Genomic DNA, 23,181 nt, shown 5'->3' on the forward strand with positions numbered 1-23,181 from the left:
GCCGGGCTACTCCGAGTAGGGCGCCAGCTGCGAGTCGCCTGCGACGACCAGAGCGTCGACAACCCGCTGCCAGGTGGCGAGTAGTGCCGCGTCGGTCACCGCCGGCCGAACTTCGATCAGCCACGTCGAGAGCAGGTAGCTCCGCCGGGCTACCTGGTCCGGCTTGGCGAGCACGAGATCCGCGACCCACGGCAAACCAAGACGAACCTGGTCCGCAGCATCGAGCGCCCGTACGAAGCTGATCAGATGATCGACGCACGTCGCATCGCCCCTAGCGCCGGGTAGCCACTCCTCGACCGTTGACACCAGGGCGCGGGGGTCCCACCAAACAATCGACGGGCCAGCAAGTTCGCGATAAAGGTAGGTGACCTCACCAGCCAGATTCGGCATCAGCGACGCACGGGCGTATTCGCCGTAGTGCCGTCCGTCGAACGGCTGGTGGTCCTTCTGGTAGCTGAGGACTCGGCTTACGAGTTCCGGCCAGAGCCGCGCGGTCGTAGCCGCTCGGCGTGATGACTCTTCCGCCGTGGCCGAGAGCGCGCGGACGAACGCACCGAGCAGGTCCGACCGGTCAGCGAACGCATCGAGGTGCTCAAACAGCAGCTCGTCGTCCCCGTTCTCGATGAGAGTCAGCAGAGCGCGTGCCGAAATGAGAGCGTGCGTGCCCCGGTCATCCATATCACGCTCGTGGGCCACGAGCGCCCGACGTTGCGCAGCAAGCACAACCGTGAACAATTCCTTGGCACGCTCCGAGACGCAAACATCGGCCACCACGGCGGACGCGAGCGCCCGAAGGGCAGCATCAAGCCGATGGACGTAGAGAGCGTCGTCGGTTACTTGCTGCAGCGACTCGGCGATCGGATCGTCTAGGAAGACAGTGGCTCGTTGGCCCGCCTCCGCATCCCAGCCTCCAAGAGCGCAGTCACGCATCGTCTCGATCATGAGGTCAAGTGCATCCTCATGGTGGCATCGCCCACAATTCGCGCAGGGCACTTGCCACAAGTGGTCGAGGCCGCGAGCAAGGTGAACACGGACTTCATTCGGCAGCGCCGAAGCCAGGCCGGTCGCCGCTGCAATGACCCGCGTGTAGGTCTCCGACCCGTCGCCACCATCAAGGACAGTACGCACGTCGCTTGCGGCCGGCGACAAGAGAAGCGGCAAGACTCGGGCAGCCACCCGATCCGCGCCTTGCTCGAAATACGACTCCTCGGACTCGAACTGGCGCTCCTGGCCAGCGACTCCCGCAGCGGCAATGACGGTCTCGGAAGCGAATCGAAGCGACTCGTCCGGCAGGTCCATCCCCTCGACCAGGTACGCTCCGAGCGCAGCGGCAGCAACTGCGGACGGCGCATCCCACATACCCCCAGCGCCAAAAGCCGGTGGCTCTGCGAGGAGTTGCTCGGCGCTCTTCAAGTCCGCGATGAGCGTCTCAGCAGACCGTGGCTCAGCAAGGCCCTTCTGCGGATTGATGTGGTAGTCCACGAAGAGCCGCGTCGCTTCCTGTCCGCGCTGGATATCAACGCTTCCACTCTGGAGCGCATTCAGAAGCGGCTCGGGCGGAGTGCTCTGAATCATGACTTGTCCGTCCTCGGTTGCCTCGGCGCTGTAGGTGTCACGGTCCATTCCGCTCGCCCAACCGCGAACACTCACGAGCTGCCGCTCAACCTCAGCGTCATCAATGCGCGGCACGGCAGATCGGATCTCTTGCTCGGCTCGCTCGACAAGCAGCTGGGCCACTTGACGCAGGTCCTCGGCTCGGCTCTCGTCGGCGCGTAGGACAAGCATCATCGCCACCTCACGTAGCGACCAGCCTCGACGATCCCCGCCAACAACGCCGTCCGAGGACGCGGCCAACCCACTCGCCTCGTTTACAACTCGGCCGAACTCCAAGTGCCAGATCATCGGCTCCGACAGATACGAGTCAAGGAGTCCGTCGCTCTTCTCGATGTGACGAACCAACAGCCCGACAACGAATCCGACCATCGCTAGGCTCTCGCACCCGTCGAGCAGCACGGACACGATGTTGGTGAGAGGTATGTCCAGCTCGATCAGCTGGTCGCAGACCCGCTCCAGAGCCTGCAGCGCACTCATACACGGATAGGGACCGACTCCAGTGCCTCGGTACCAGATCCAGACATTCGAGTCCCCAACGTAGCTGCGAACGGCTCCGGTGACCTGCAACTCCGTGCGGTAGCTCTCCAACTCCTCATCGGAGACAGCGCCGTAGTGCCCAATACTGGCCAGCGTGCGCACTCGGGCACGCGCAGCATGGTTCAGCATCCGATTGATCACCCCGACCCCACCGCGAAAGTCGGTCTGAAGCAAGGGCATAAACGGGCCGCGGTACCACGCCGCATGCGGTACCCCGAGCCCAAGGAAGTCATGATCACGGATGCCGTCCTCGTGAAACCCAGACCCGTCTTCGTCCTCATCCAGGTAGTACGACTCCGTCATCTCGGCCAAGAAGCCCCGCGAGCGATGGGCCAGAGCACGGTCAGCCAAGGCCCCTTCGACCGCAGGACCGAGATCCCACGGTGCGTCGCTCGCAATCCGGCGCAGGATGGCTTCACCCTCATCGCCCAGATCTGGACCAAGGAGCGCCAGCAATTCAACCGTTACCTTGTCGGTGATCTCACGCGGCACATCCCGACTTCGGCGGCGTCGGCTTCGTGGGTAGCCGATCTCGTGGAACATCGCACTCTGCGCGGCAAAGCGTTCGTCGCGTTCGATCTCTTCAGGAGTCCGCGCCGCGCGTGCCGCTTCAGCTGCCGCTCTGGCCTCTTGCTGACGCTGGTCCGCTGCTACACACCAGGAAACCAGTTGCGCACGGAGCTGCTCTCGCAGTGCATCGCCCGCCGGAAGGTCGGCCACGATGAGGGATCGAAGCCAGTCACGAATCAAATCCTCGAGCTTTTCATCGCCACGCCACGCCGTGGCGCTTCCGAGCAGCTGCTTGATCAACGGCTCAACGGCGGTGACGCGGACCAGGTGTGAGGAGTCCCGAAAGCGCTGATCGATCAGCCGGCAGAGACGATGAAGACCCGTCTTGTTGTTCGCGCACAGTTCGGCCCACGCATCGACCAAGAGTGGCACCTGCTCAGCCAGCGTGAGGAGCGCTTCGCTAGGCACATCGGCCCATCGCTCTCCGTGGCCGGCCGTAACGACCGCGTCGAACGCATGCTGCAACCGCGCGAATCTCCCGGCAACAGGGTTCGCGGAGCTATCAGGTGCGGCGAGATACAGCTGACATGCGAGACGTGATGCCCCGAGTGACCAGCGCGGCATTCCCGCTGCCAACAGTCTGGCCGTGAGGTCGCCTGAGCCGAGGAGTAGCCGGGCCACGGCATAGCGCCGCACCTCGTCGTGAGCGAACTCCGGGCCAATCTTGAATGGCTCATCAGTTGTGGTTCGCAGGACGCCATCGCGCCGAAGTCCATCGAGCGCCGGACCGTCGAGAGTCGTGACGACGGGAAGTGGATCTCCGCCGGTGATCGCGAGTTCCGCCAGACGCAGCATCACCGCGTCACGGGCGTCGGGCATGCCGCGATCGACTTGCTCGTGGCGCCGGACAAGGCCAGACCACACTTGTTGCATCGCATCGGCGTCTGTCAGCGGCACACCGGATAGGCCACCACGGACCAGGAGGTCTACAACCACCAGCCGACGGAGCAATTCTCGAGCGTGAGCATTAGCGGCCAGCACCGAGACTTCGGGGAATGTCACAACGAGTTGGTCGACCTGCTCGTCCGTGAGTGCCTGGATTTCGAACGTAGCAACGCGGTCATGGTGAAGGTCAGCGATAGCGTCGTAGACCACCTTTCGCACGTCGTTCGATGTCACTGCCAATACGCGAACGTCGCTTCGGAAGGCGGCGTCCACTAGATGTTGGAGCTGCTCTGCTTTGCCTTCTGCCATAGCGTCCGCGCCGTCGATGACCAGCAGCCGTTCGGGAGCGCTCAGCTCACCCAGGACGGTCGAGAGGGGAGCGCCAAGCGCCTGTTCAAGCTCGATCGCCGTCGCCGGGAGGTGACGCAGATTGACGACGAGCGCCTGACATTCGTCGTCATCCTCGTTGGCAGCAGTTGCCACCTCGACAAGGGCTGCGCTCTTCCCCACGCCGGACTCGCCGTGAACCACCACCGCAGCGTTGGATGTGGCCAGCGCGCGCAGTTCGGTGACCGCTGCGCTGCGATCGATATGCGCCTGGTGGCTGCCGTCAGCCGAGGTGACCTGGTTCCCGACAGCGGCAACTGCCCGCTGGTGGAGGCCCTCCAATAGCTGCCAGGCTTCGTGGTGTCGAAGTGCCGTCGGCGCGATGACGTGGTGGGAGTCCCGTCGGAGGAGGTTCAAGTCGACGACGGCCGCCTTGGGCGCATACTCCGAGGCGAGCACATCGAGACGATCGCGGACTAGCGCCCCACCAGCGACGTCATGGTTTCGAGAGACCGTGATCAGGTCGTTCGCGATGTCGGCCCAGTCCGACTCGTCCGGCGATTCCAACCGGGGCATCATGACCTGAAGGCGCGACAGCAGCAGCCAGGTGCGCTGCGTGACCAGTTCGTCGGTTGGAGCCGCACCGGTTGCATCTTCGAGCGCCAGTTTCACCAAGCCTTGGAGATGGTCAAGACGTTCACGGATCACTCGCTCGAAGCGGTTCGGCTTTTGGACCAAGGCAACGAATGATGCGGCGTCGGACTGCCCACGAGCGAGCCCGGCAAGTTCTGCCAGTTGCGACGCATGAGCCCGGTGGCCGGCAACCACGAGCCCAATCTCATGCTCGACGTCTGGACCTACGTCTTTCGCAAGCTCACCCAGGAGCGATCCGATCAGCTTGCGAGTCTTCTCATCCCCCTTAACGATCGATGGCGCACGGCGAACCGCGAGCGCCAACACAAGGGACGGCGCGGCTTCAGTCGGCCGCTTGGCGCGGACGATTAGGTCGTCGGCGGTGTGCTCCGGGGACTGTTGGAAGGCGACGCTCACGACCGATCGCCCGTCGCCGAGGTCGCTCGACCCAAGGCCCGTCAGCAACTGCACGAGATAGCGAACCGCAACCTTGCGTTCGAATGTGACGCCTCCACCGCCCGTGGCGTAGGGGCTCATTGCATCACCAGCGGATGCTGGCTCCTCCGCGTGATCAGACTTAGCCATGGCCTACCTCGCACCTTAGAGCGCCAGTCGCGCCGCCACACTGTCCGACTTTGTTGCCGCAAAGCGCTCTGCCTGGGAACGACTTGGCTCCGAGATTCAGGTCGATGGGGCGAGTACCTCGAAACCGTTCGATGTGGTGATGCTCAAGCTGGGTCATACGGGCTGGTCCCCGACGTTGGTCTCGATCATTTCCAGCAAGGCCTCTGCCGTGGGGACGCGATCGCCACGCACCTGTGCCATCTAGCGGTGTGGACACTGCGGCCTCCTAGGAACCGTCGGATCCCTATTGTCGCGTAGACGGTCGGTCGCTTCACTTTGCGGCAGGCGGGGTTGGTATCGCCCCAGCGCGGTTGCCGCATGTCCCATCCAGAGAGGTTGGTAGCTACCTCGGCTACTCGGGATGGGATGCGGTTGGTGCCCCCGGCAGGAATCGAACCTGCGACCAAGAGATTAGAAGGCTCCTGCTCTATCCGCTGAGCTACGGGGGCTCAATGCGACAATCAGGCTACCGCAGGGCGGCACTCAGACCGCTTTGGCAGCCGCCACGAGCACCTGTGCGAGATTGGGCACACCTTCTGCCCTGAACACCTCGGCTCCCTCAGCGTTCAGCACGATCACGGTGGGTGTGGCGCGGATGCCGGCTGCCTGCGCACGCTCCTCGTGAACCACGACGTCGAAGACCGTCACCCGGGCATCCGGTACCAGCCGCTCGGCCTCCGCGAGAACGCCCCTCGTCTGCAGGCACGGCTCGCAGAACGCCGACGTGTACAGGTGCAACTCCACGATCGCGATTGTAAGTCGTATGGCACTTCCATCGTGCGCCGAGAAGGCAGCGTGCCCGCACCGGTCACAGCTGGAGAGTCGGCGGGCGCCGATAGACTTCACCGCATGCCGGCTGCGAATGACGCCCTCGTCTGGATCGACTGCGAAATGACCGGGCTCGACCTGGAGAAGGATGAGCTCGTCGAGATCGCGGTAGTGATCACTGATTTCGACCTGGTGCCTCTCGATCCCGGCATCGACATCGTGATCAAGCCCGACCAGAGCGCGCTGGAGAACATGGGCGACTTCGTGCGCAAGATGCACACGACGAGTGGACTGATCGAGGAGATTCCGAGCGGCAAGAGCCTGGCCGAGGCCGAGTACGAGGTGATGGAGTACATCCTCAAGTACGTGCCCGGAGAGCAGAAGGCGCCCCTGGCCGGCAATTCGATCGGGACCGACCGGATGTTCCTCGCCAAGTTCATGCCGCGTCTCGATGCGCACCTGCACTACCGCAATGTGGATGTCTCGTCCATCAAGGAGCTCGCCAGGCGCTGGTTCCCGCGCGTGTACTTCAGCGCACCGGAGAAGAACGGCGGGCACCGGGCCCTGGCCGATATCCGTGAGTCGATCCGAGAGCTCGACTACTACCGGCGTGCGGTCTTCACCCCCGAGCCCGGGCTCAACTCGGATCAATGCCAGAAGATCGCCGCGGATGTGGTGAAAATCTGGACCCCCCGCATGTAATACAATCGTGTGGTTGCCTGCGCGCGGGCGGCATGGTGGGTGTAGCTCAGTTGGTAGAGCGCCTGGTTGTGGTCCAGGAGGTCGCGGGTTCAAGCCCCGTCACTCACCCCAAGGAGAGCCGAGAGCAATGCGAGTTTGCTCGGATTGCCGAGGCCGACGCAGGGGTTGAGGCGCGTCAGCGCCGATCACCCCAAGGAGAGCCGAGAGCGATGCGAGTTTGCTCGGACCTCCACAGTCGAATGCCGGGGCCGGTCAGACTGCGGCAGGAGCCTGCCGGGCACCGGCGTCCCAGCCGAGGACGAACGCGGCGAGGGCTGCCAGATCGCGCAGAGTGTCTACGTGGGTCGGCTCTATCGGGTGCGCCGCAGAGTCGGCCACGCACAACGTGCCGACCGGATCGCCGTCCGGTGAGTGAATGGGCACCGCGGCGTAGAACCGCAGCCGTGCTTCTCCGGTGACCAGGAGGTGATCGTGCACCCTTGAGTCGAGGGCAGTGTCTTCGATCAGGAGGGTCTCGCCGAGATATGCCTCGCTGGTGCACACCCCCTCCCACTCGCTCGCCCGCTCGGCACTCACACCGCGGTGCGAGAGGAACCGCACGGAGCCGCCGCGGACCATGCTCAGCACAGCGACCGGAACACCGAACGTGCGCGCCGCAATGCCTGTGATGCGATCGAACGCGTGGGCGAGCGACGGCGCGGGCAGGGTATCCCCGGGCGTCGCACGGTGCCTGCTGCTCTCGGCAAGCTCCAGCGCACGCAGCGCCTGCACGAGCTCGCGGCCGACTGGACGATCACCGGGATCACGACTCGTCATCGCGACCAACAGCATCCGCCATGCGTCCGGCAGACCGTCGGGGATCACCGGATCTGACGTGAGACGGGCAAGCGCAGACTGCACCGGAGTGCCGGGGAAAGTCAGCGTGCGGGTATGGCATTCGAGTAGAACGAGGCCGAGTGCGTACACGTCGCTGGCGCCCGTGAGCTCGTCGCCACGCGCCTGCTCGGGGCTGAGGTACGCCGCCGTGCCCGTGGTGATGCCTTCCATGGTTGCGCGCTCGGCGCCAGTGGCCAGAGCGATGCCGAAGTCGGTGAGGCGCGCCCGGGTGCGTCCGTTCTCGTCCGAGACGACCAGCACGTTCCCCGGTGTCAGGTCGCGGTGGATCACGCCGCGCGCGTGCACATACTCCAGCGCTTCGGCGAGATCGCATCCGATTTCGGCGATGTGACGCAAGGAAAGCTGCGTACGTTCGAGATGTCTGCGCAGATCGAGGCCATCGACACGTTCGAGCACGAGATAGCGGTGCGGAACGCCCTGCGGGTCGGGGGCGATTCCGGCATCGATGAGGCTGACGATCGCGTGATGGCTGAGGCCGGCGAGCACGTCGATCTCCGCCTCTTGCCGCGTGGAGTCCTCCCCGGAGATCGCGTGCTTGAAAACCTTCACGGCGACCTCGCGACCGAGATGCTCGTCGATCGCCGAGTAGACGACCGACATCCCGCCTTCGCCGAGGGTGCCGATGATCGTGTACCTGGAGGGTGGCCGCCCGCCCGTCTCGCCAGGCACCGACTGGAGGCCACCGTCGGTTGCCGGGTCGGTGATCGTCGCCATGAAGCCGTCACCTGAGTGAGCACCGCCGGTTCGCGCACTGGCGGGATCGGTCGCCGCGGCGCCGCCGAAGCGCGGAATGGACTGAGGGTCGGTCATCGGGTCCTCGGGGGGCTGGTCCGAAATGCTTTCGGAGACGGTCTGGCGGGGGCCACCGGTCGAACGAGTGTACCCTCTGCACCGCCCGTCCTCGTCGGAGATTGCATGAGATGACGTCGGGTCGGCACGCGCCGGGGCCCACGGTCGTTCATGGCACGCTGTGTGGTGTGATGAACATGGATGCGGAGGTCTTCGAGCGTCTCGTCGTCGATGAGCTGGATGCGCTCCCCGACGAGATGGTCGACGGGCTCGAGAATGTCGTCTTCCTTGTGGAGGACCGCCCGTCCGACGGTTCGCTGGACCTGCTCGGCGAGTACGACGGCATCGCCATCACCGAGCGTGACAGGTACGGGTTCGGCGAGGTTCCCGATCGCATCGTGCTCTACCGCGAGCCGCTGCTCGCGATCAGTTCCGACGAGCAGCAATTACGAGACGAGGTGCACATCACGCTGGTGCACGAGATCGCGCACTTCTATGGGATCGACGACGACCATTTGCACGAGCTCGGCTGGGCGTAGCACCATCCCTCGGGAGGATTCGACGAACCCAACCCGCGGCGCACTGGGGCGGACCGCGGCGCCGTTCAGCGCGCCGGGTTGTCCTCGGGGTCGCTCTCGTAGGGATCGCTGTCAGGCGCGTTGAACGAGTACCGCACGTGCAGTTGACCATGCACCTCACGACCGTCGAGCGCCGTGTACTCGAACTGCGACTCGATGCCATCGATGGCAGCGTACGCACTCACCTTCTCGTCATACTTGCCGCCGATGAGGTAGCGGCGGTCGGCCGTGCCGGCGAGCGGCCCATCAACGTATTCGACGATGTACTCGATTGCCGTGTCGCTCATGACACCACGGTACCGCGAGGACGTGCGCCGGTCGCGGCCCGCCGGGATCACTCGGTCGTATCGATGGCCGCATCGGCCATCGACACCGGCTCCTCACGCTCGACGAAGCGCTCCCACTGTTGCTGCCAGCTGTCCCAGTGCGTGTCGAAGCCGCCCGCGTCGCGGGCCAACGCCCTGCGCTTGCGCACGTCGTCGGCGGCCGTGAGCCAGACACGCAGGTCGGCGAGCGATGCAGCGCGGCGGGTGAGGCATCCACAACCCTCGACGATGAGCGCATGGTCAGTAGTCACGCGGTTCCACTCGGCAGGCTCCGACGCCGCCCAGTCCCATCGCCGCCACCGACCGGTGCCCGTCGTTCGAAGCGGCCCCAACAGTTCGTCGGTCACCTGCACGGATGCCGCGTCGAGGCCATCCCACCCGGGATAGAGGTCGTCCATACGAACGAGCCGTGGCGGGGACACGGGCCATGCGGCCACGACCGCATCCGCGAACGTCGATTTGCCCGCACCGCTGGGGCCGTCGATGAGTACGATCGGATGCTCGGCTCGAGCCAACGCACGCCCGACCACGTCTCGCACCTCTACCGACTCGGCGGCGCGCACCGATCCAGTCGCCTCAGCCGATGACAAAACGCCAGCTTCCGGTGATCACAGACACCGTGACCGCGAGTGCCGCGACGACCACGCCGACACCGACCACGATCCAGTCACGCGCACCGAACCGCGAAGGACGCGCCCAGGTGCGGACGGCCGAGCTGCCGAAACCGCGCGCCTCCATCGCCGTGGCCAGTGAACTGGCGCGCCGGATCGAGAGCACGAACAGCGTGAACGCCTGACCGAGCGCGCGCTTCACCACGCCGCGCCCGGCGATCCCCCGCGCTCGTCTGGCCAAGCCCAGCGCGCGCCAATCGTCGGCGAAGAGGCCCAGTAGCCGGAATGCGGCAAGAGCGCCGAGCACGAACCGCGACGGCAGGTGCAGCACCTGGGCGAGGCTGTCCGCAAGGTCGGTCGGGTCGACCGTGATGAAGAGCAGCACGGCGGGCACGCCGACTGCGAGGATGCGCAGCGCCGTGGCGATCGCGAGGCCGATGGACCCGTCGCTGATCTCGATCAGCCACCAGTGCAGGAGTATTCGACCCGATGACCGCCCGTAGAGCAGGGTGGTCGCTCCAGCCAATGCCGCGGCCACCACGATCGGGCTCAATCGCAGCAGCGCCGCGCGGACCGGGAATCGCAGGCACGCCAGCAGCGCGCACTCTGCTACCAGGGCCACCGCTGCCGACACCCAGTCGATGCTGGCAAGGAGCGCCAGCGCTATCGCGAAGGACGCGCCGAGCTTCGCCACCGGGTTCACCGAAGCGAGGCGGGTCGCACGCAGAGGCTCCGTGAACGTCACGACGCCTCCACCAGCCCGCCGACGACCGCCAACTCACGGCGATTCGCGCCGAGCGCGCCGACCAGTTCAAGGTCGTGAGTGGCGAGCACCAAAGCACTTCCCGCGTCACGCACCTCTGCGAGGAGAGCGACGAGTTCGCTCCAGGTGACGGCATCCTGGCCGAATGTCGGTTCGTCGAGCACGAGCATCCGGGGTGCTGTCACGATCGCGGTCGCCACCGAGAGCCGACGTTTCTGACCGCCGGAGAGCGTGAACGGGTTGGCACGGGCGAACGCATCCAGTCGCAGCCTCACCATCACGTCGTCGATCACGGTGTCCGCCTCCTGGCCATGGATGCCCGCGGCTCGCGGGCCGATCGCGAGCTCCTCCCGTACCGTGGCTGCGACGAACTGGTGCTCGGGGTTCTGGAAAACCGACCCGATTCTCGTGACCAGGGCTGCCGGCTTCCAGCGGAACGGCGATGCCGCGAGCCCACTCCGCACATCGTCTCCCGCAGTGACACTCCCGGAGATCGGCGGCAGGAGCCCACCGAGCGTCAGCGCGATGGTGCTCTTTCCCGCACCGTTCGGCCCCGTCAGCGCCAGCGCGGACCCGGCACGTACCGCTAGGTCACCGACCGGGATTCGCGGACCCCGCGATCTGCCTACTGTGAGGTCGTTTCCGGAGAGGATCACGCCCCCGGGCGCACCAGCCGGTCGGAGACCATTCTCGGCCGGCGGCCTCTGCTCCCGAGGCAGCCAGACGCCCGCCTCGGTCAGCTCCGCGCGCCTTCTCTCGAACACCGCTCTCGGATGGCCGTCCGCGAGGAGACCCCCACCGCCGTCGAGTACGACCACCCGGTCCACGAGATCGAGCCACACGTCGACCCGGTGTTCCACGACGATCAGCGTCGCACCCGTGACGTCGAGCGCCGCGCGGACGGCGTCACGAACCTCGACGACGCCGTCCGGATCGAGGTTCGCGGTCGGCTCGTCCAGCAGCAGCGCGCCCGGCCGCATCGCGAGCAATCCGGCAAGTGCGAGCCTCTGCTTCTGTCCCCCGCTGAGCGCCGACGTCGAATGCCTTGCGTCGACGTCGAGGCCGACGGCATGAAGGGCGGCGTGCACCCGCGGCCAGATCTCGTTGCGGGGCACACCGATGTTCTCGCACGCGAACGCCACGTCGTCGCCCACCCGTGCCAGCACGGCCTGCGATTCCGGGTCCTGCAACAGCAGTCCGGCTCTGCCGCGTACGCTCGCAGGGTCCGAACGGTCGACGAGCAGCCGTCCCTCGGCCTCTCCGTCGTCGTCGCCGCCGAGAACCCCCGCGATGCCGGCCAGCAAGGTGCTCTTGCCCGACCCGGACCCGCCGAGGAGCAGGATGCGCTCCCCCGGCTCCACGACGAGGTCGAGATCACGTAGGGCCCAGGCAGCACGGCCGGCATGCCGCCAGCCCCACCCGGCCGCATGGATCGCGGCCGGGTGCGGGTCCAGCATCGAGACCTGAGAGCGGCTCATACTCGCTCCGTCACCTCACGACCCGAGCCGAACCTGCTCAGGGCTCCGGTCTTGGCGAGCCCCTTCACGATCGCCCAGGAGCCGAGACCGCCGATGACCGCGCCGGAGAGGATCGTGCCCGCCGCATACACGACGGCGAACGATGCCTTGGCTCCCGGGTACCAGACCAGCAGGTCGAGCACCGACTCTCCGACCCCTGCACCTGCGCCGGCGAGCAGGGCCACGAACCAGTTCCACCGTGCATACAGCACGATCAGGAACACGAGCTCGGCACCTGCGCCCTGCACGAGCCCGGAGAGCAGCGTGAGCGGACCCCACTGCGTACCGATGAGCGCCGAGACGGTCGCCGCCACCAGCTCGGTGAACAGCGCGGCACCCGGCTTGCGCACGACGAGCCCGCCGAGCACACCAGCGAAGAGCCACGGTCCGTTGATGATGCCCTGGAGCCCGGGAAGCGCTGCGGTGATCGGGGCGCCGACCGGGTTGGATGCCTGATCCCAGACCCAGAAGACCAGCCCGGCGACGACGGCGAGGACGGCGGCGACGACGATGTCAACGACGCGCCAGCGGAGAACTCTGCGGGTCCGCCCGGGGGCGGCTGCGATGGTTGTGTGCACGATTCGTGCCCTTTCGTTCGATCAAACGTGGGCACGGGTGGATGCCCCGCACGTGCGGAGCGCCCCAGAGACGGCCTCCCTGCGCTGGCATGACCCAGATCAGGTTCGACGGTCGAAGGTTGGAGTACCTTCCTCTCAGCCCGGCTCACCGGACTCCCGTGTTCGAGTGCCGATTATAGTCAGCGTCACAGTTCTGAGGACGGCTCACAGGTGTCGGCCGATTCCCCGGCGAAGCCCCAGGAGACGAGCGCGTAGTCTGGAGCGCAGGCCCGCGCCCGTTCGCGGGTCTTCACGAGGAGGCAGCCATGGTCATCATGTGGGTGCTCCTCGTCGTAGCACTGGCATTCGTCATTCTGCTGCGCATCTACGTCATGCGGATGCGCAAGTTCGAACGCATCGTCGCCGAGCGCAGGGCGGAAGCGGTACGGCTCGCCGCCGCTCGTGCGGCCCGGGACGCCGCAGCCCGCCGCGCGCGCGAATTGGAAGAGGCCGAGGGACGGGCGAGCACGGAGTGAGGTGAGGCGTGGCCGGGGTTCCCGGGGACGCGTTCGCATCCCGGGACGGCGCACCCCCGGACGGCGCAGGGCCGAGCGAATCGGCCGCGAATCGGCCGAGCGACTCAGCGACGTCGACGACGCAGGGCGCGGAAGATCAACGCGACACCACGGGTGGCGACCCAGGCGAACGGGATCGCGACAGCGAGCAGCGCGATCGGGTTCGGCTCGAACCGCACGCCGGTCTTGTCTTTGATGTAGGCGCCGATCGGAACACTGGCACCTCCGCCTCCACCACCCGAGCCCGACGCCGGATCCTGCGTTCCCTCCCCTCCGCCGAACCCGAACCAGGCGAGCGCCACCGGTATGACGGTCACGTCGTCGAGTTTCACCGGTTCGCCGTATGCGGTGCGAACACCAGCAGTGGACTTGACGGAGTCGGCGAGCTTGAGCACGAAGTCAGCCATGGGTTCACGCTACCCGGGCGTTTCCCGCTCGCGCAGCACCTTCGCGTTCGCAGTGTCGCCGACACGGCGCGGCTGCGTTCCGACCAAGGCGGCCGACGTGACCGTTCCTGCCCCGAAGCGCGCCGCGACGCGGTCGATGGCGTGTTCGGCGTCTCGCCAGTCCTCATCGGGATCCCAGAGCAGGGGCGCATTCGATCCGTCCGGCACGAGCTGCTCGGCTCGTACGCCGAGGAGCCGGACGGCGTCGCCCGCCTGCAGTACGGCATCCAGCAGGGATGCCGCCTCCTCGTAGAGGCGACGTCCGACGTTTGTAGGCTCGGCCAACGTGCGCGAGCGGGAGATGGTGCGGAAGTCCCCGTAGCGCAGTTTGAGCGCCACAGTTCTCGCCGTGAGACGGTGTGCGCGCAAACGCGCGGCAACCTGTCCGGAAAGCCGGAGCAGCTCACGCCGCAGCACCGAGGCATCAATCACGTCATGCTCGAACGTTTGCTCGTGTCCGATGCTCTTCTCCCGGGACTCGGGTTCTACGCCGCGCGGATCGACGCCGTTCGCGAGTTCGTGCAGCCGCATTCCCGAGGCGTCACCCACCCACCGGCGTAGTACGCCGGGCGGCGTCGCCGCGACGTCGCCGACAGTGCGGAGACCGTAGCGATGCAGGGTCTCTTGCGTCGACGGACCGACGCCCCACAGCGCGCCGATCGGCAGTGGATGCAGGAATGCGAGCGTCTCGGCCACCGGGATGACGAGCATCCCGTCGGGCTTCGCCCTGGTCGAGGCCAGCTTCGCCATGAACTTCGTGCCGGCGACGCCGACCGAACACGTCAAGCCCGTTTCGGCGAGAACGCGGCGACGGATGCTCGCGCCGATACTGGAAGGCGCTCCCAGCAGCCGTGCAGCGCCCGCGACATCGAGGAAGGCCTCGTCGATGCTGACCTGTTCCACCAACGGCGTCACGTCGCCCAGGATGGCCACCACCTGCGCCGAGTAGTGGGCGTACTTGTCGAAATGCGGCTCCAGCACGACCGCGTCTGGGCACAGCCGAAGCGCCTGCGCAACCGGCATCGCGCTGCGCACGCCGGCCCGTCGCGCTTCGTAGGTGGCGCTTGAGACGACCGATCGACCGGATGCGTGCCCCACGATCGCCGGACGCCCGCGCAGTTCCGGACGGTCCAGCAACTCGACGGAGGCGTAGAAGGCATCCATGTCGACGTGCAGCTTCGTCGCACCCACATCATCGACGGGCCCGACAGTCACCTGCCTGTCTCGCCCGTCGCCGCGTCCCACGCGTTTCAGTTTCGCACCGGCGTCTGACAGGCGATCGAGCTGTGGCGGAGAATGCCAGCATTCTCCGCCACAGCGATCGAGCCTGTTGAGCGGCGAAGCCGGGAACACACACGCGATTGAGGCGAAAGTCGTGAACGCCTCGGTGCGTCACAGTGCCTGTCGAGCAGCGAAGTCGCGAACAGGGTCACAGTCGTGATCACACGCGACCAAGGCATCCACCCGCACCCGGCACATGCCGGATAGCGTTATCTCATGCATTTCAGATACCTGGGAAACAGCGGACTCAAGATCTCCGAGATCATCTACGGCAATTGGCTCACTCACGGTTCTCAAGTGGAGAACGACACGGCGACGGCGTCAGTGCACGCCGCGCTCGACGCCGGTATCACCACCTTCGACACGGCGGATGCGTATGCGAACACCGCGGCGGAGAAGGTACTCGGCGACGCACTGAAGGGCCAGCGCCGACAGTCGCTCGAAATCTTCACCAAGGTGTACTGGCCGACCGGACCCGGAGGGCACAACGACACCGGTCTGAGCCGCAAGCACATCATGGAGTCCCTGCACGGCTCGCTCGAGCGCCTCGGCACCGACTACGTCGACCTCTACCAGGCGCACCGGTACGACTACGAGACCCCGCTCGAGGAGACCATGCAGGCGTTCGCCGACCTGGTGCACGCTGGCAAGGTGCTCTACGTCGGCGTCAGCGAGTGGACGGCCGAGCAGTTGCGCGCAGGCCATTCTCTGGCGAAGGACCTCGGATTCCAACTCATCTCCAACCAGCCGCAGTACTCCATGCTGTGGCGCGTGATCGAGGAGAAGGTCGTTCCTGCCTCGGAAGAGCTGGGAATCTCGCAGATCGTGTGGTCGCCGGTCGCACAGGGCGTGCTGACGGGCAAGTACAAGCCGGGAGCAGAGTGGCCAGAGGGCAGCCGCGCAACCGACGACAAAGGCGGTGCGAGCGCGATCAAGCGATTCCTGACCGATGAAGTGCTCACGGCGGTGCAGAAGCTTCAGCCGATCGCGGACGAGGCGGGGCTGACCCTCGCCCAGCTCGCCGTCGCCTGGGTGCTGCAGAACCCGAACGTGGCCGGTGCCATCGTGGGTGCGTCCCGTCCGGAGCAGGTGGAGTCGAACGCCGAGGCGGCGGGCGTCGAGCTCGACGAAGCGCTGCTCGCACGCATCGACGAGGCGATCCTTCCCGTCGCGGTGACGGACCCATCGCACACGAAGTCGCCGGAGTCGCGCGTCGTCTGAACCTCGCTGGTCGAGCGCGTCGAAATCGCGGCTCTGGCACGGTTTCGACGCGCTCAACCAGCGGTAGGTGCGCTCGACGAGTGGCAGGTGCGCACAGACGCTCGCTCACACCAGCGCGGCGACGAGCGGCTCGAACCAACGGCGGAATGCAGCATGGTCGTCGCGCAGGCTCCAGCTGACGACGATCGTGTCGGGCCCGACGACCCAGGCGCCGGGCTCCGCCAGAGGCAGCGCCTCGATGTCGAGCCGAAACGAACCGGCTTGCCTGCGCAGCTCGTGTTCACGCTCTCGCACGATGTCGACGATATCGGCCGAATACTGCGGATGGTGGGCCACGTCGTCAGCGACATACTCCACGCGTCGATCTCGTGCCCACGCGACGGCATCTTGAAAGCGCTCGATGACGAGATCCTGCAGCGCCAGTTCGCGATCGAATGCGGCGAAATGCGGCGGCAGAAACACGGTGCTCCACGATCCGATCGCGTTCGCGCGCAGCACCGCTCGCCGCCACCAGTGCATCCACTCGTCGCCGAGCTGTGCGTACGGGTCCGCTCTGGAGGCGAGCGACGAAGTCGGCGCAGCAGCCGCGAGGACGCGATCCGGAACCGGACGACGCTGCACGGCCGGCACGACAGCAGGCAGCACGGGATCGCCGACGCTCGCAAGCCCTGCGAGGTCGCGAAGACAGAGTCCGATCAGCAGGTCGAGCGGGCAGTCCTCCGTCACCCGCCACCGCAGCGTGCCCTCCACGAGCATGATCTCAGAATAGAATCCCGCGCCGACACCGGCACCGGATTGTCATCAGATCACCCCAGAGGGCTGACGTCACGTCCTGAGGTTTCGGCATCGACGTACAGCCACGCGGTCTCTCCTGTGGAGAGAGTGACCGCGACGCGCGTGTAATCGTCCACTTCGTAGTCGTCTGCGGCCGCCAGATCGTCGTCGGTCAGTTCGAGCACGACGCCCTCCACAATGTCGGCGGGATCGCCCGTCGCACGCGCGAACGGATGCTCGGCGCTCCCGCTCAGTTCGACGACGTGCTGGTCGGAGATTGCGACGGTGTCGAGCACGTAGCCGGAGAGCGCGGCGGCACGCATGGGCATCGGTCTGCCGAAGGTGGCCGCCTGCACCGACGCGAACTGCAGGGTGCCGTAGGAGAACAGGAGATGGTTCACGATTCGGTGCCCCGGTTCGCGTCGGCATCCGGGGCGTCGGGGGCCGTGCCGTCGACACCCGGGGCCGTCAGCAAGAGGTACTCCGGCACCTCGGCCCGCTCGTACGGGCCCGCGCCGTCAGCCCTGAACTGCGGTTCGTCGAAGGCCACGACCCAGACCCGGCCGGAGAGGCGTTCCACCTGGAACGCGCCTCCCGCGACCCGCGACGCACTGGCCACGATGACCCCTGTGGGATCGCCCACCCATCCCTTGGGGCCCTGCCGCTCGTCGTCGATCACGTGCACCTGAACTCCGACGCCGAACGAGTCCTCGGTTCTCACCCGCTCACGTGGTTCGCGTCGTCTCCACACGAGTGTCATTGTCCCATCTGCGCCGTGGAGCCCGCGCCGGGTCAACCGCCGAGTCGGTCGGCGACGACACGGCCCACCTGCAGGGAGTCGCTCGGGCGAGCATGATGGAGGCATGACACGCGTGGCGATCATCGGTGCACACGGCAAGGTCGCGCAGCAGCTCATGCGGGTGCTGTACGACGAGGGCGATGACTTCATAGGGATCGTGCGGAACGAGGATCACGCCGACGACATCTATCGATTCGGGGGCGAGGGCGTGCTGCTCGATATCGAGCTCGCGGACGCTGAGGCGCTCGCCCATGCCGTCGAAGGAGCCGACGCGATCGTGTTCGCCGCCGGTGCGGGACCGGGCTCCGGTCCTGAGCGCAAGGCCACCGTCGACTTCGGCGGTTCGGTGAAGTCGCAGCGCGCGGCCGAGCTGGCGGGCATCCGCCGGTTCGTCCAGGTCTCAGCGTGGGGCGCCGACGACGCCGTCTCGGACGATGCCGACGAGTCGTGGCGCGCGTACGTCGCCGCCAAACGCGATGCGGATGCCGAGCTGAGGGGGAGCTCGCTCGACTGGACGATCGTGCGCCCGGGCTCGCTCACACTGGATGAGGGTACGGGCCTCGTCGAGGCGGCGCCTCGGGTGGAACGCGGCTCGATTCCTCGTGAGGACGTCGCGCGCGCGATCACCGCGACGCTGCGGAATCCCGGTACCGTGAGAACCCAGTTCGAGCTCGTCTCCGGGTCGACTCCGATCGACGAGGCGATCGCGAGGGTCGCCGCGGGCGACTGATCCGCTCGGCACAAGCGGGCGGCGAAACGCGAACGACGCGAATGTGAGCGAATGAAGGAATGAACCAACGCGTTCCCCGGTTCTGGAACACGCACGACGACGCTCTGCGCGACGGCGATGCAGCGACGACCGCCATCGAGAAGGGCCACCACATGTCATTCGCCGACTGGCTCCACGTGCAGCAGCGGGCGCACCTCGACTTCGGCGAACGCCTCACACTGGTCACCGACTGGAGCGCACCGACGCCCGACGATGGCTGGGACGTGAGTGCGCTGGTGCGCCACGTGATCGAGGAGCAGCAGTGGGTTCCGCTGCTGCTTGCCGGGCGCACTGTCGGCGAGGCGCGGTCGCGGCTGGAGCCGCTGGGCGACGATCTCGCGCTGGAGTGGGAGCGGTACTCGGCGGAGGCGACGCTGGCGTGGGCATCCGTCGACCCTGATGCCATGGTGAACCTCTCGTACGACACCGTGCCGGCGAGCGCCTATCTGCGCGAGCAGGCCTCTGATGTGATCGTGCACACCTGGGACCTGTCCCGTGCCGTCGGCGCCGACGAGAACCTCGACGAGGCGCTCGTGGCGGCCGCCTGGACCGTGTTCGAGCCGCAGAAGGACACATTGGAGGCAAGCGGCCTGTTCGCCTCGCCGGTGCCGATCGCCCAGGACGCCTCGCTGCAGTCCCGTCTGCTCGCCCTGACCGGCCGGGACGACCGCATCGCCGCCTGAGTCCTCGGCTCCCGCCCTACGCTGGGCACATGACCGAATCCGTCGAGCGCCCCTGGTTGTCGAGTTACGCGGACGGCGTTCCCGCCGACATAGAGCCGCCGGCCGGATCGCTGCCGCGCCTCATCGAGGACTCCGTCTCTGCCTATGGGGAACACGTCGCGCTCGAGTTCTTCGGTGCCACCACAACGTACCGGCAGCTCGGCGATGCCATCCAGCGCGTCGCGGGCGGGCTCGCGGCGCTCGGCGTGGGCGCCGGCGACCGGGTGGCGATCGTGCTGCCCAACTGTCCGCAGCACGTGATCGCGTTCTATGCCGCCCTGCGTCTGGGCGCCGTGGTCGTCGAGCACAATCCGCTCTACACGCCGCGGGAGATGCGACACCAGTTCGAGGATCACGGTGCCACGATCGCCATCGCATGGACCAAGGTCGTCGCGACGTTGCAGGACATGCCGGCCGATATCGGACTGAAGACCATCGTGGCCGTCGACATCGTGGATGCCATGCCCGCGCGCATGCGCTTCGCCCTGGGGCTGCCGGTGAAGAAGGCGCGGGAGTCCAGAGAGAGGCTGCGTTCACGCGTCACCGGTGCGGTCGGCTGGGGCTCACTGATGAAGGCGGAACCGCTCGACGCATCCGTTCCGCGGCCCGAGGTCGGCGACCTCGCGCTCATCCAGTACACGAGCGGCACGACGGGGGCGCCGAAGGGTGTGATGCTCAGCCACGCCAACCTGGCGGCGAACGCGGCGCAGGCGAGGGCGTGGGTGCCGACCGTGCCGCGCGGTACATCCGTCGTCTATGCGGTGCTCCCGCTGTTTCACGCGTACGGGCTCACACTGTGTCTCACGTTCGCAATGAGCATGGGGGCCAGGCTCGTGCTCTTCCCTTCGTTCGACGCCGACATGGTGCTGCAGGTCGTGAAGAAGCGCCCAGCGACGTTCCTGCCTGCTGTTCCGCCGATCTACGAACGCCTCGTGACGGCCGCGGAAGCCAGGGGCGTGTCTCTGGCGGGCATCCAGATCGCGATCTCGGGTGCGATGAGCCTGCCGTCGACGATCGTCGACCTGTGGGAGAACGAGACCGGCGGATACCTCGTGGAGGGGTACGGGCTGAGCGAGGCATCCCCCGTGCTCATCGCCAACCCGGTGGGCAGCACCCGTAAGGCCGGAACCGTCGGGCTCCCGCTTCCCAGCACACAGCTGCGCGTCGTCGATCCCGACGATCCGGACCGCGTTCTCGGGTACGGCGAGCCCGGTGAGCTGCAGGCTCGCGGTCCACAGGTGTTCGGCGGCTACTGGCATAAGCCCGAGGAGACGGCGAAGGTGCTGGATGCCGACGGCTGGCTCCGCACCGGAGACGTCGTCACCATGGACGAGCAAGGCTTCGTGAGCATCGTCGACCGCATCAAGGAGCTCATCATCACCGGCGGATTCAACGTGTCGCCTACCGAGGTGGAGGAGGAGCTGCGCGCGTACGAGGGCATCGCCGATGTCTCGGTCGTCGGACTGCCGCACTCCCGAGGCGGCGAGGACGTAGTGGCGGCCGTGATCATGAAACCCGGCACGCCGTTCGATGAGGAAGCCATCCGTGCATTCGCGAGGTCGACGATGACACCGTACAAGGTTCCGCGCCGCGTGTTCGAGGTGGACGAGCTGCCCAGGTCGATCGTCGGCAAGGTGCTGCGCAGGCAGGTCGTGGATCTGTTGACGACGCGGGTCCGAGACGACGATTCCGGCGAGGCGTGAAACGCTCGACGCGAGCGATGCCTTCGGCGCCGGCCGTGCTGCGGCGCGCCCGCCGGACGCGAAGGCCAGTGCGTGTCAGCATCATGCCGTGACATTCACCCTCGATCCTGACGGCCGGAACCGATCGCGCCTCCGCCTGATCTCGATGCTCGTCGTCGGCGTGCTCGTTGCGGTGACGATCGGCCTGACCGCGTCGTGGTGGTACGCAGCGGTCGGCGGCTGGGCTGCGGCGTGTGCGGTGTACATCCTCTGGGTCTGGCTCGTCGTGGGACGGTTCGACGGCGCCACGACCTGGACGCATGCCACCAGAGAAGACCCTGGACGGGCCGCCAGCGATCTGCTGGTGGTCTGCGTCACCGTGGCGAGCCTCGGGGCCGTGGCCATACTGCTCTTGCACACGAGCAAAGCTCACGGTGGCGCTCAGGTCGTCGGAGCGTTGATGGCCGTCGTCAGCGTCGCACTGTCGTGGACGCTCCTGCACACGCTGTACGCGTTGAGATACGCGCGCATCTACTACCAGGAACCCGTCGGCGGCATCGACTTCAACGACGACGAGGACCCGCGCTACGTCGACTTCGCCTACCTGGCTTTCGATCTGGGAATGACGTTCCAGGTGTCGGACACGAGCATCCGCTCGACGCAGCTGCGCGCCGTGATCCTTCGGCACACCCTGCTGTCATACGTCTTCGGCACGGTGATACTCGCCACGACCGTCAACCTCGTGGCCGGGCTCATGCCCTGACCCGACGCCTGGCCCGCGCCCCTCCAGACGTGCCAGGCGCACGCGTGCGGCGCGCTCGCCGGCTGTCTGCGGACCAAGCAGAGCACCGGCACCGCGGAGTACCAGCCGGGTTGCGGATGTCGCCGGCAACGGCAGGGGGCCGAGTAGCGGCATCCGCAAGCCCAGCAGGTCACGGAAGCGGGGCTCGAGCGACGCGACCGCTCCGGCGAACAGCATGGCGTACGACGGCCTCAGGCTCCGACGCACCGGGGCCCGACGCACGAATTCGACCACCTCGCGTGTGCGGTCATCGCACCGCAACTCGCCCGCGTCTGCGAATGCGTGCAGAGCGGCCTCGAGTTCGTGCCTGGAGTGCGGCGGGTCGGGCACACCCATCAGTTCGCCGGCCATCGCCCATTGGTCGACGTAGGCATCCGAGCCACCAGGGATCGCCCCGCCCCAGCACTCGTGCGCCGCGAGGAACGCATCGGTGAACGCGAGGTGCACCCACGTGGACAGGTGCGGGTCGTTGGCGGAGTAATGGGCCACGCGCCCGTGGCCGTCGACGTAGTCACCGACCACGTGCTCGTGCAACCGCTTCACCCACGCGGAGCCCGCGACGGCCTGCGCGGTATCGCCGTAGCTGACGGTGAAGATCCAGCGGATGGTCCCGTTCAGCCTTCCGAGCGGGTCTTCACGGAAACGCGAACGGTCATAGACACCGGCGAGAGCTCCGGGGTGCAGCGCCTGCATGAGCAGCGCACGGATGCCGGCGACGAGCGTCGGCATACCACCGTGCACGGCCCATACCGCGGAGTCCGGGCCGAAGAACCCGGCATCCTCACCCGACTCGAACTCGGTCACCCAAGCCGGCACACCGGTCCTCTGCCCACTCAGCGTCTCCTGCAGGCGGGCGCGCAGCGGTTCGGTCAGGCTGGACAGGATCGCACGCGACACCGATCAGGCCGCTCGGCTCAGGCCCTGCGGCGTGCACGAGCGACGACGAGGCCCAGGGCGATCGCCCGCCAACCGATCAGGAAGAGGGCGAGCACGACTCCGGCCACGATGATGAACGGCACAGCGACGCCCTGGCCGCTGACGACGCGCAGCAGCATGCCGAGTGCGAGGGTCGCCGCCCACACGACCACCCCGGTCGGCCAGAGTGCGGCGGGTCGCCGCCAGGCGAGGCAGGCGATCCAGCCGACGAGAAGACCGACGAGGAACGGCCAGAATGTCGCGAAAGCACCGGCGAGGACGTTCTCACCGTGACTTCCACGACCGATCAGCACGAAAACCAGAACCAGAACGATGTCGAACACGACGGCTGTCCAGACAGGGACGCCACGCGTGCGGGACCGGGTCTCGGCAACGGGGGAAGACACGAGGACGATTCTAGAGGCGACTGAGCGGCCCCGTGCGCCGGTGCGGCGCACGTTCCTGGTGGGGGGTAGATGCTGTCGCGCAGCTCGCGT

The 23,181-nt window shown here is 66.9% G+C and carries 23 protein-coding genes, 2 tRNA genes and 1 riboswitch; of the genes, 9 read left to right on the forward strand and 16 right to left on the reverse strand.

The features are described from left to right. Positions 1 to 6: 6 nt before the first annotated feature. The 3 genes from ACYVDK_RS13885 to ACYVDK_RS13895 all read right to left on the reverse strand — a co-directional run bounded on the left by ACYVDK_RS13885 (position 7) and on the right by ACYVDK_RS13895 (position 5,934). The gene (locus ACYVDK_RS13885) at positions 7 to 5,151 is read right to left on the reverse strand and encodes a TniB family NTP-binding protein (RefSeq protein WP_460522718.1); all 5,145 of its coding nucleotides are present in this window, start codon (positions 5,149 to 5,151) and stop codon (positions 7 to 9) included. Positions 5,152 to 5,563: 412 nt separating this feature from the next. Next, a tRNA-Arg gene (locus ACYVDK_RS13890) sits at positions 5,564 to 5,639 on the reverse strand. A 34-nt stretch (positions 5,640 to 5,673) separates the two neighbouring features. Then, positions 5,674 to 5,934, reverse strand: coding sequence for a YbbN family protein (locus tag ACYVDK_RS13895; protein WP_460522720.1), 261 nt, complete (start codon positions 5,932 to 5,934; stop codon positions 5,674 to 5,676). A 105-nt stretch (positions 5,935 to 6,039) separates the two neighbouring features. On the opposite strand from ACYVDK_RS13895, the gene orn reads away from it, so the two are divergent. Both orn and ACYVDK_RS13905 read left to right on the forward strand, forming a co-directional pair. Further along, the gene (orn, locus tag ACYVDK_RS13900) at positions 6,040 to 6,660 is read left to right on the forward strand and encodes an oligoribonuclease (RefSeq protein WP_460522722.1); all 621 of its coding nucleotides are present in this window, start codon (positions 6,040 to 6,042) and stop codon (positions 6,658 to 6,660) included. Positions 6,661 to 6,695: 35 nt separating this feature from the next. Continuing rightward, a tRNA-His gene (locus tag ACYVDK_RS13905) sits at positions 6,696 to 6,771 on the forward strand. 141 nt (positions 6,772 to 6,912) lie between these two features. Here the strand turns inward: ACYVDK_RS13905 and ACYVDK_RS13910 are convergent. After that, entirely contained in the window at positions 6,913 to 8,367 is a 1,455-nt protein-coding gene (locus tag ACYVDK_RS13910; RefSeq protein ID WP_460522724.1) for a protein kinase domain-containing protein, read from the reverse strand. Positions 8,368 to 8,537: 170 nt separating this feature from the next. Between ACYVDK_RS13910 and ACYVDK_RS13915 the strand changes: the two genes are divergently transcribed. Continuing rightward, on the forward strand, positions 8,538 to 8,885 hold the full coding sequence (locus tag ACYVDK_RS13915) for a metallopeptidase family protein (RefSeq protein ID WP_460522770.1): 348 nt from the start codon (positions 8,538 to 8,540) through the stop codon (positions 8,883 to 8,885). Positions 8,886 to 8,950: 65 nt separating this feature from the next. Here ACYVDK_RS13915 and ACYVDK_RS13920 read toward each other — a convergent pair whose 3' ends face one another. Genes ACYVDK_RS13920 through ACYVDK_RS13940 form a run of 5 tightly spaced genes read right to left on the reverse strand, consistent with a single transcriptional unit; the run spans position 8,951 to position 12,719 of the window. Further along, positions 8,951 to 9,211 carry a hypothetical protein gene (locus ACYVDK_RS13920; RefSeq protein ID WP_460522726.1) on the reverse strand — a complete coding sequence of 87 codons (261 nt, stop codon included), beginning with the start codon at positions 9,209 to 9,211 and terminating at the stop codon, positions 8,951 to 8,953. Between the two features lie 47 nt (positions 9,212 to 9,258). Beyond that, positions 9,259 to 9,813 (reverse strand): nucleoside/nucleotide kinase family protein, encoded by a 555-nt coding sequence (locus ACYVDK_RS13925; RefSeq protein WP_460522728.1) that lies wholly within the window; start codon positions 9,811 to 9,813, stop codon positions 9,259 to 9,261. Positions 9,814 to 9,826: 13 nt separating this feature from the next. Then, a complete protein-coding gene (locus ACYVDK_RS13930) occupies positions 9,827 to 10,606 on the reverse strand; it encodes an energy-coupling factor transporter transmembrane component T family protein (protein WP_460522730.1) in 780 nt (259 codons plus the stop codon). Next, a complete protein-coding gene (locus ACYVDK_RS13935; RefSeq protein WP_460522732.1) occupies positions 10,603 to 12,102 on the reverse strand; it encodes an ABC transporter ATP-binding protein in 1,500 nt (499 codons plus the stop codon). Before ACYVDK_RS13935 ends, ACYVDK_RS13930 begins: the two co-directional genes overlap by 4 nt. Continuing rightward, positions 12,099 to 12,719: an ECF transporter S component gene (locus ACYVDK_RS13940; RefSeq protein ID WP_460522734.1), complete on the reverse strand. Its 621-nt coding sequence runs from the start codon at positions 12,717 to 12,719 to the stop codon at positions 12,099 to 12,101. Before ACYVDK_RS13940 ends, ACYVDK_RS13935 begins: the two co-directional genes overlap by 4 nt. Before the next feature lie 59 nt (positions 12,720 to 12,778). Then, positions 12,779 to 12,889: riboswitch (TPP riboswitch) on the reverse strand. 135 nt (positions 12,890 to 13,024) lie between these two features. Here ACYVDK_RS13940 and ACYVDK_RS13945 point away from each other — a divergent pair. Then, complete coding sequence (locus ACYVDK_RS13945) at positions 13,025 to 13,234, forward strand: hypothetical protein (RefSeq protein WP_460522736.1); 210 nt, start codon at positions 13,025 to 13,027, stop codon at positions 13,232 to 13,234. 104 nt (positions 13,235 to 13,338) lie between these two features. Here ACYVDK_RS13945 and ACYVDK_RS13950 read toward each other — a convergent pair whose 3' ends face one another. Continuing rightward, positions 13,339 to 13,680, reverse strand: coding sequence for a hypothetical protein (locus ACYVDK_RS13950; protein ID WP_460522738.1), 342 nt, complete (start codon positions 13,678 to 13,680; stop codon positions 13,339 to 13,341). Between the two features lie 9 nt (positions 13,681 to 13,689). Further along, positions 13,690 to 14,964, reverse strand: coding sequence for a Y-family DNA polymerase (locus ACYVDK_RS13955; protein ID WP_460522740.1), 1,275 nt, complete (start codon positions 14,962 to 14,964; stop codon positions 13,690 to 13,692). A 252-nt stretch (positions 14,965 to 15,216) separates the two neighbouring features. Between ACYVDK_RS13955 and ACYVDK_RS13960 the strand changes: the two genes are divergently transcribed. Beyond that, entirely contained in the window at positions 15,217 to 16,221 is a 1,005-nt protein-coding gene (locus ACYVDK_RS13960) for an aldo/keto reductase family protein (protein ID WP_460522742.1), read from the forward strand. Between the two features lie 105 nt (positions 16,222 to 16,326). Here ACYVDK_RS13960 and ACYVDK_RS13965 read toward each other — a convergent pair whose 3' ends face one another. From ACYVDK_RS13965 to ACYVDK_RS13975, 3 genes are read right to left on the reverse strand one after another with little or no spacing between them, the layout of a single operon-like run. Next, on the reverse strand, positions 16,327 to 16,977 hold the full coding sequence (locus ACYVDK_RS13965) for a hypothetical protein (protein WP_460522744.1): 651 nt from the start codon (positions 16,975 to 16,977) through the stop codon (positions 16,327 to 16,329). Between the two features lie 50 nt (positions 16,978 to 17,027). Continuing rightward, entirely contained in the window at positions 17,028 to 17,396 is a 369-nt protein-coding gene (locus ACYVDK_RS13970) for a gamma-glutamylcyclotransferase family protein (RefSeq protein ID WP_460522746.1), read from the reverse strand. After that, entirely contained in the window at positions 17,393 to 17,716 is a 324-nt protein-coding gene (locus tag ACYVDK_RS13975) for a hypothetical protein (protein ID WP_460522748.1), read from the reverse strand. Before ACYVDK_RS13975 ends, ACYVDK_RS13970 begins: the two co-directional genes overlap by 4 nt. Before the next feature lie 142 nt (positions 17,717 to 17,858). Here ACYVDK_RS13975 and ACYVDK_RS13980 point away from each other — a divergent pair, with 142 nt between their 5' ends. The 4 genes from ACYVDK_RS13980 to ACYVDK_RS13995 all read left to right on the forward strand — a co-directional run bounded on the left by ACYVDK_RS13980 (position 17,859) and on the right by ACYVDK_RS13995 (position 21,730). After that, positions 17,859 to 18,524 (forward strand): SDR family oxidoreductase, encoded by a 666-nt coding sequence (locus ACYVDK_RS13980; protein WP_460522750.1) that lies wholly within the window; start codon positions 17,859 to 17,861, stop codon positions 18,522 to 18,524. Between the two features lie 59 nt (positions 18,525 to 18,583). Then, the gene (locus ACYVDK_RS13985; RefSeq protein WP_460522752.1) at positions 18,584 to 19,246 is read left to right on the forward strand and encodes a DinB family protein; all 663 of its coding nucleotides are present in this window, start codon (positions 18,584 to 18,586) and stop codon (positions 19,244 to 19,246) included. A gap of 29 nt (positions 19,247 to 19,275) precedes the next feature. Beyond that, positions 19,276 to 20,988: an acyl-CoA synthetase family protein gene (locus ACYVDK_RS13990; RefSeq protein ID WP_460522754.1), complete on the forward strand. Its 1,713-nt coding sequence runs from the start codon at positions 19,276 to 19,278 to the stop codon at positions 20,986 to 20,988. An 88-nt stretch (positions 20,989 to 21,076) separates the two neighbouring features. After that, positions 21,077 to 21,730: a DUF1345 domain-containing protein gene (locus ACYVDK_RS13995; protein WP_460522756.1), complete on the forward strand. Its 654-nt coding sequence runs from the start codon at positions 21,077 to 21,079 to the stop codon at positions 21,728 to 21,730. Here the strand turns inward: ACYVDK_RS13995 and ACYVDK_RS14000 are convergent. Together ACYVDK_RS14000 and ACYVDK_RS14005 are read right to left on the reverse strand one after the other, a co-directional pair. Next, positions 21,665 to 22,666, reverse strand: coding sequence for an oxygenase MpaB family protein (locus ACYVDK_RS14000; protein WP_460522758.1), 1,002 nt, complete (start codon positions 22,664 to 22,666; stop codon positions 21,665 to 21,667). The two genes, ACYVDK_RS13995 and ACYVDK_RS14000, sit on opposite strands and share 66 nt — an antisense overlap. A 17-nt stretch (positions 22,667 to 22,683) precedes the next feature. Then, positions 22,684 to 23,091 (reverse strand): DUF3054 domain-containing protein, encoded by a 408-nt coding sequence (locus ACYVDK_RS14005; protein ID WP_460522760.1) that lies wholly within the window; start codon positions 23,089 to 23,091, stop codon positions 22,684 to 22,686. Positions 23,092 to 23,181: the final 90 nt, after the last annotated feature.

This window comes from Humibacter antri, from assembly GCF_054777235.1.

Bases quoted from the DNA above. Each gene is read 5' to 3' on its own strand.
- ACYVDK_RS13885 (WP_460522718.1), bottom strand. From the start codon at position 5,151: ATGGCTAAGTCTGATCACGCGGAGGAGCCAGCATCCGCTGGTGATGCA.
- orn (WP_460522722.1), top strand. From the start codon at position 6,040: ATGCCGGCTGCGAATGACGCCCTCGTCTGGATCGACTGCGAAATGACC.
- ACYVDK_RS13910 (WP_460522724.1), bottom strand. From the start codon at position 8,367: ATGACCGACCCTCAGTCCATTCCGCGCTTCGGCGGCGCCGCGGCGACC.
- ACYVDK_RS13915 (WP_460522770.1), top strand. From the start codon at position 8,538: ATGAACATGGATGCGGAGGTCTTCGAGCGTCTCGTCGTCGATGAGCTG.
- ACYVDK_RS13920 (WP_460522726.1), bottom strand. From the start codon at position 9,211: ATGAGCGACACGGCAATCGAGTACATCGTCGAATACGTTGATGGGCCG.
- ACYVDK_RS13935 (WP_460522732.1), bottom strand. From the start codon at position 12,102: ATGAGCCGCTCTCAGGTCTCGATGCTGGACCCGCACCCGGCCGCGATC.
- ACYVDK_RS13945 (WP_460522736.1), top strand. From the start codon at position 13,025: ATGGTCATCATGTGGGTGCTCCTCGTCGTAGCACTGGCATTCGTCATT.
- ACYVDK_RS13950 (WP_460522738.1), bottom strand. From the start codon at position 13,680: ATGGCTGACTTCGTGCTCAAGCTCGCCGACTCCGTCAAGTCCACTGCT.
- ACYVDK_RS13960 (WP_460522742.1), top strand. From the start codon at position 15,217: ATGCATTTCAGATACCTGGGAAACAGCGGACTCAAGATCTCCGAGATC.
- ACYVDK_RS13965 (WP_460522744.1), bottom strand. From the start codon at position 16,977: ATGCTCGTGGAGGGCACGCTGCGGTGGCGGGTGACGGAGGACTGCCCG.
- ACYVDK_RS13980 (WP_460522750.1), top strand. From the start codon at position 17,859: ATGACACGCGTGGCGATCATCGGTGCACACGGCAAGGTCGCGCAGCAG.
- ACYVDK_RS13985 (WP_460522752.1), top strand. From the start codon at position 18,584: ATGAACCAACGCGTTCCCCGGTTCTGGAACACGCACGACGACGCTCTG.
- ACYVDK_RS13990 (WP_460522754.1), top strand. From the start codon at position 19,276: ATGACCGAATCCGTCGAGCGCCCCTGGTTGTCGAGTTACGCGGACGGC.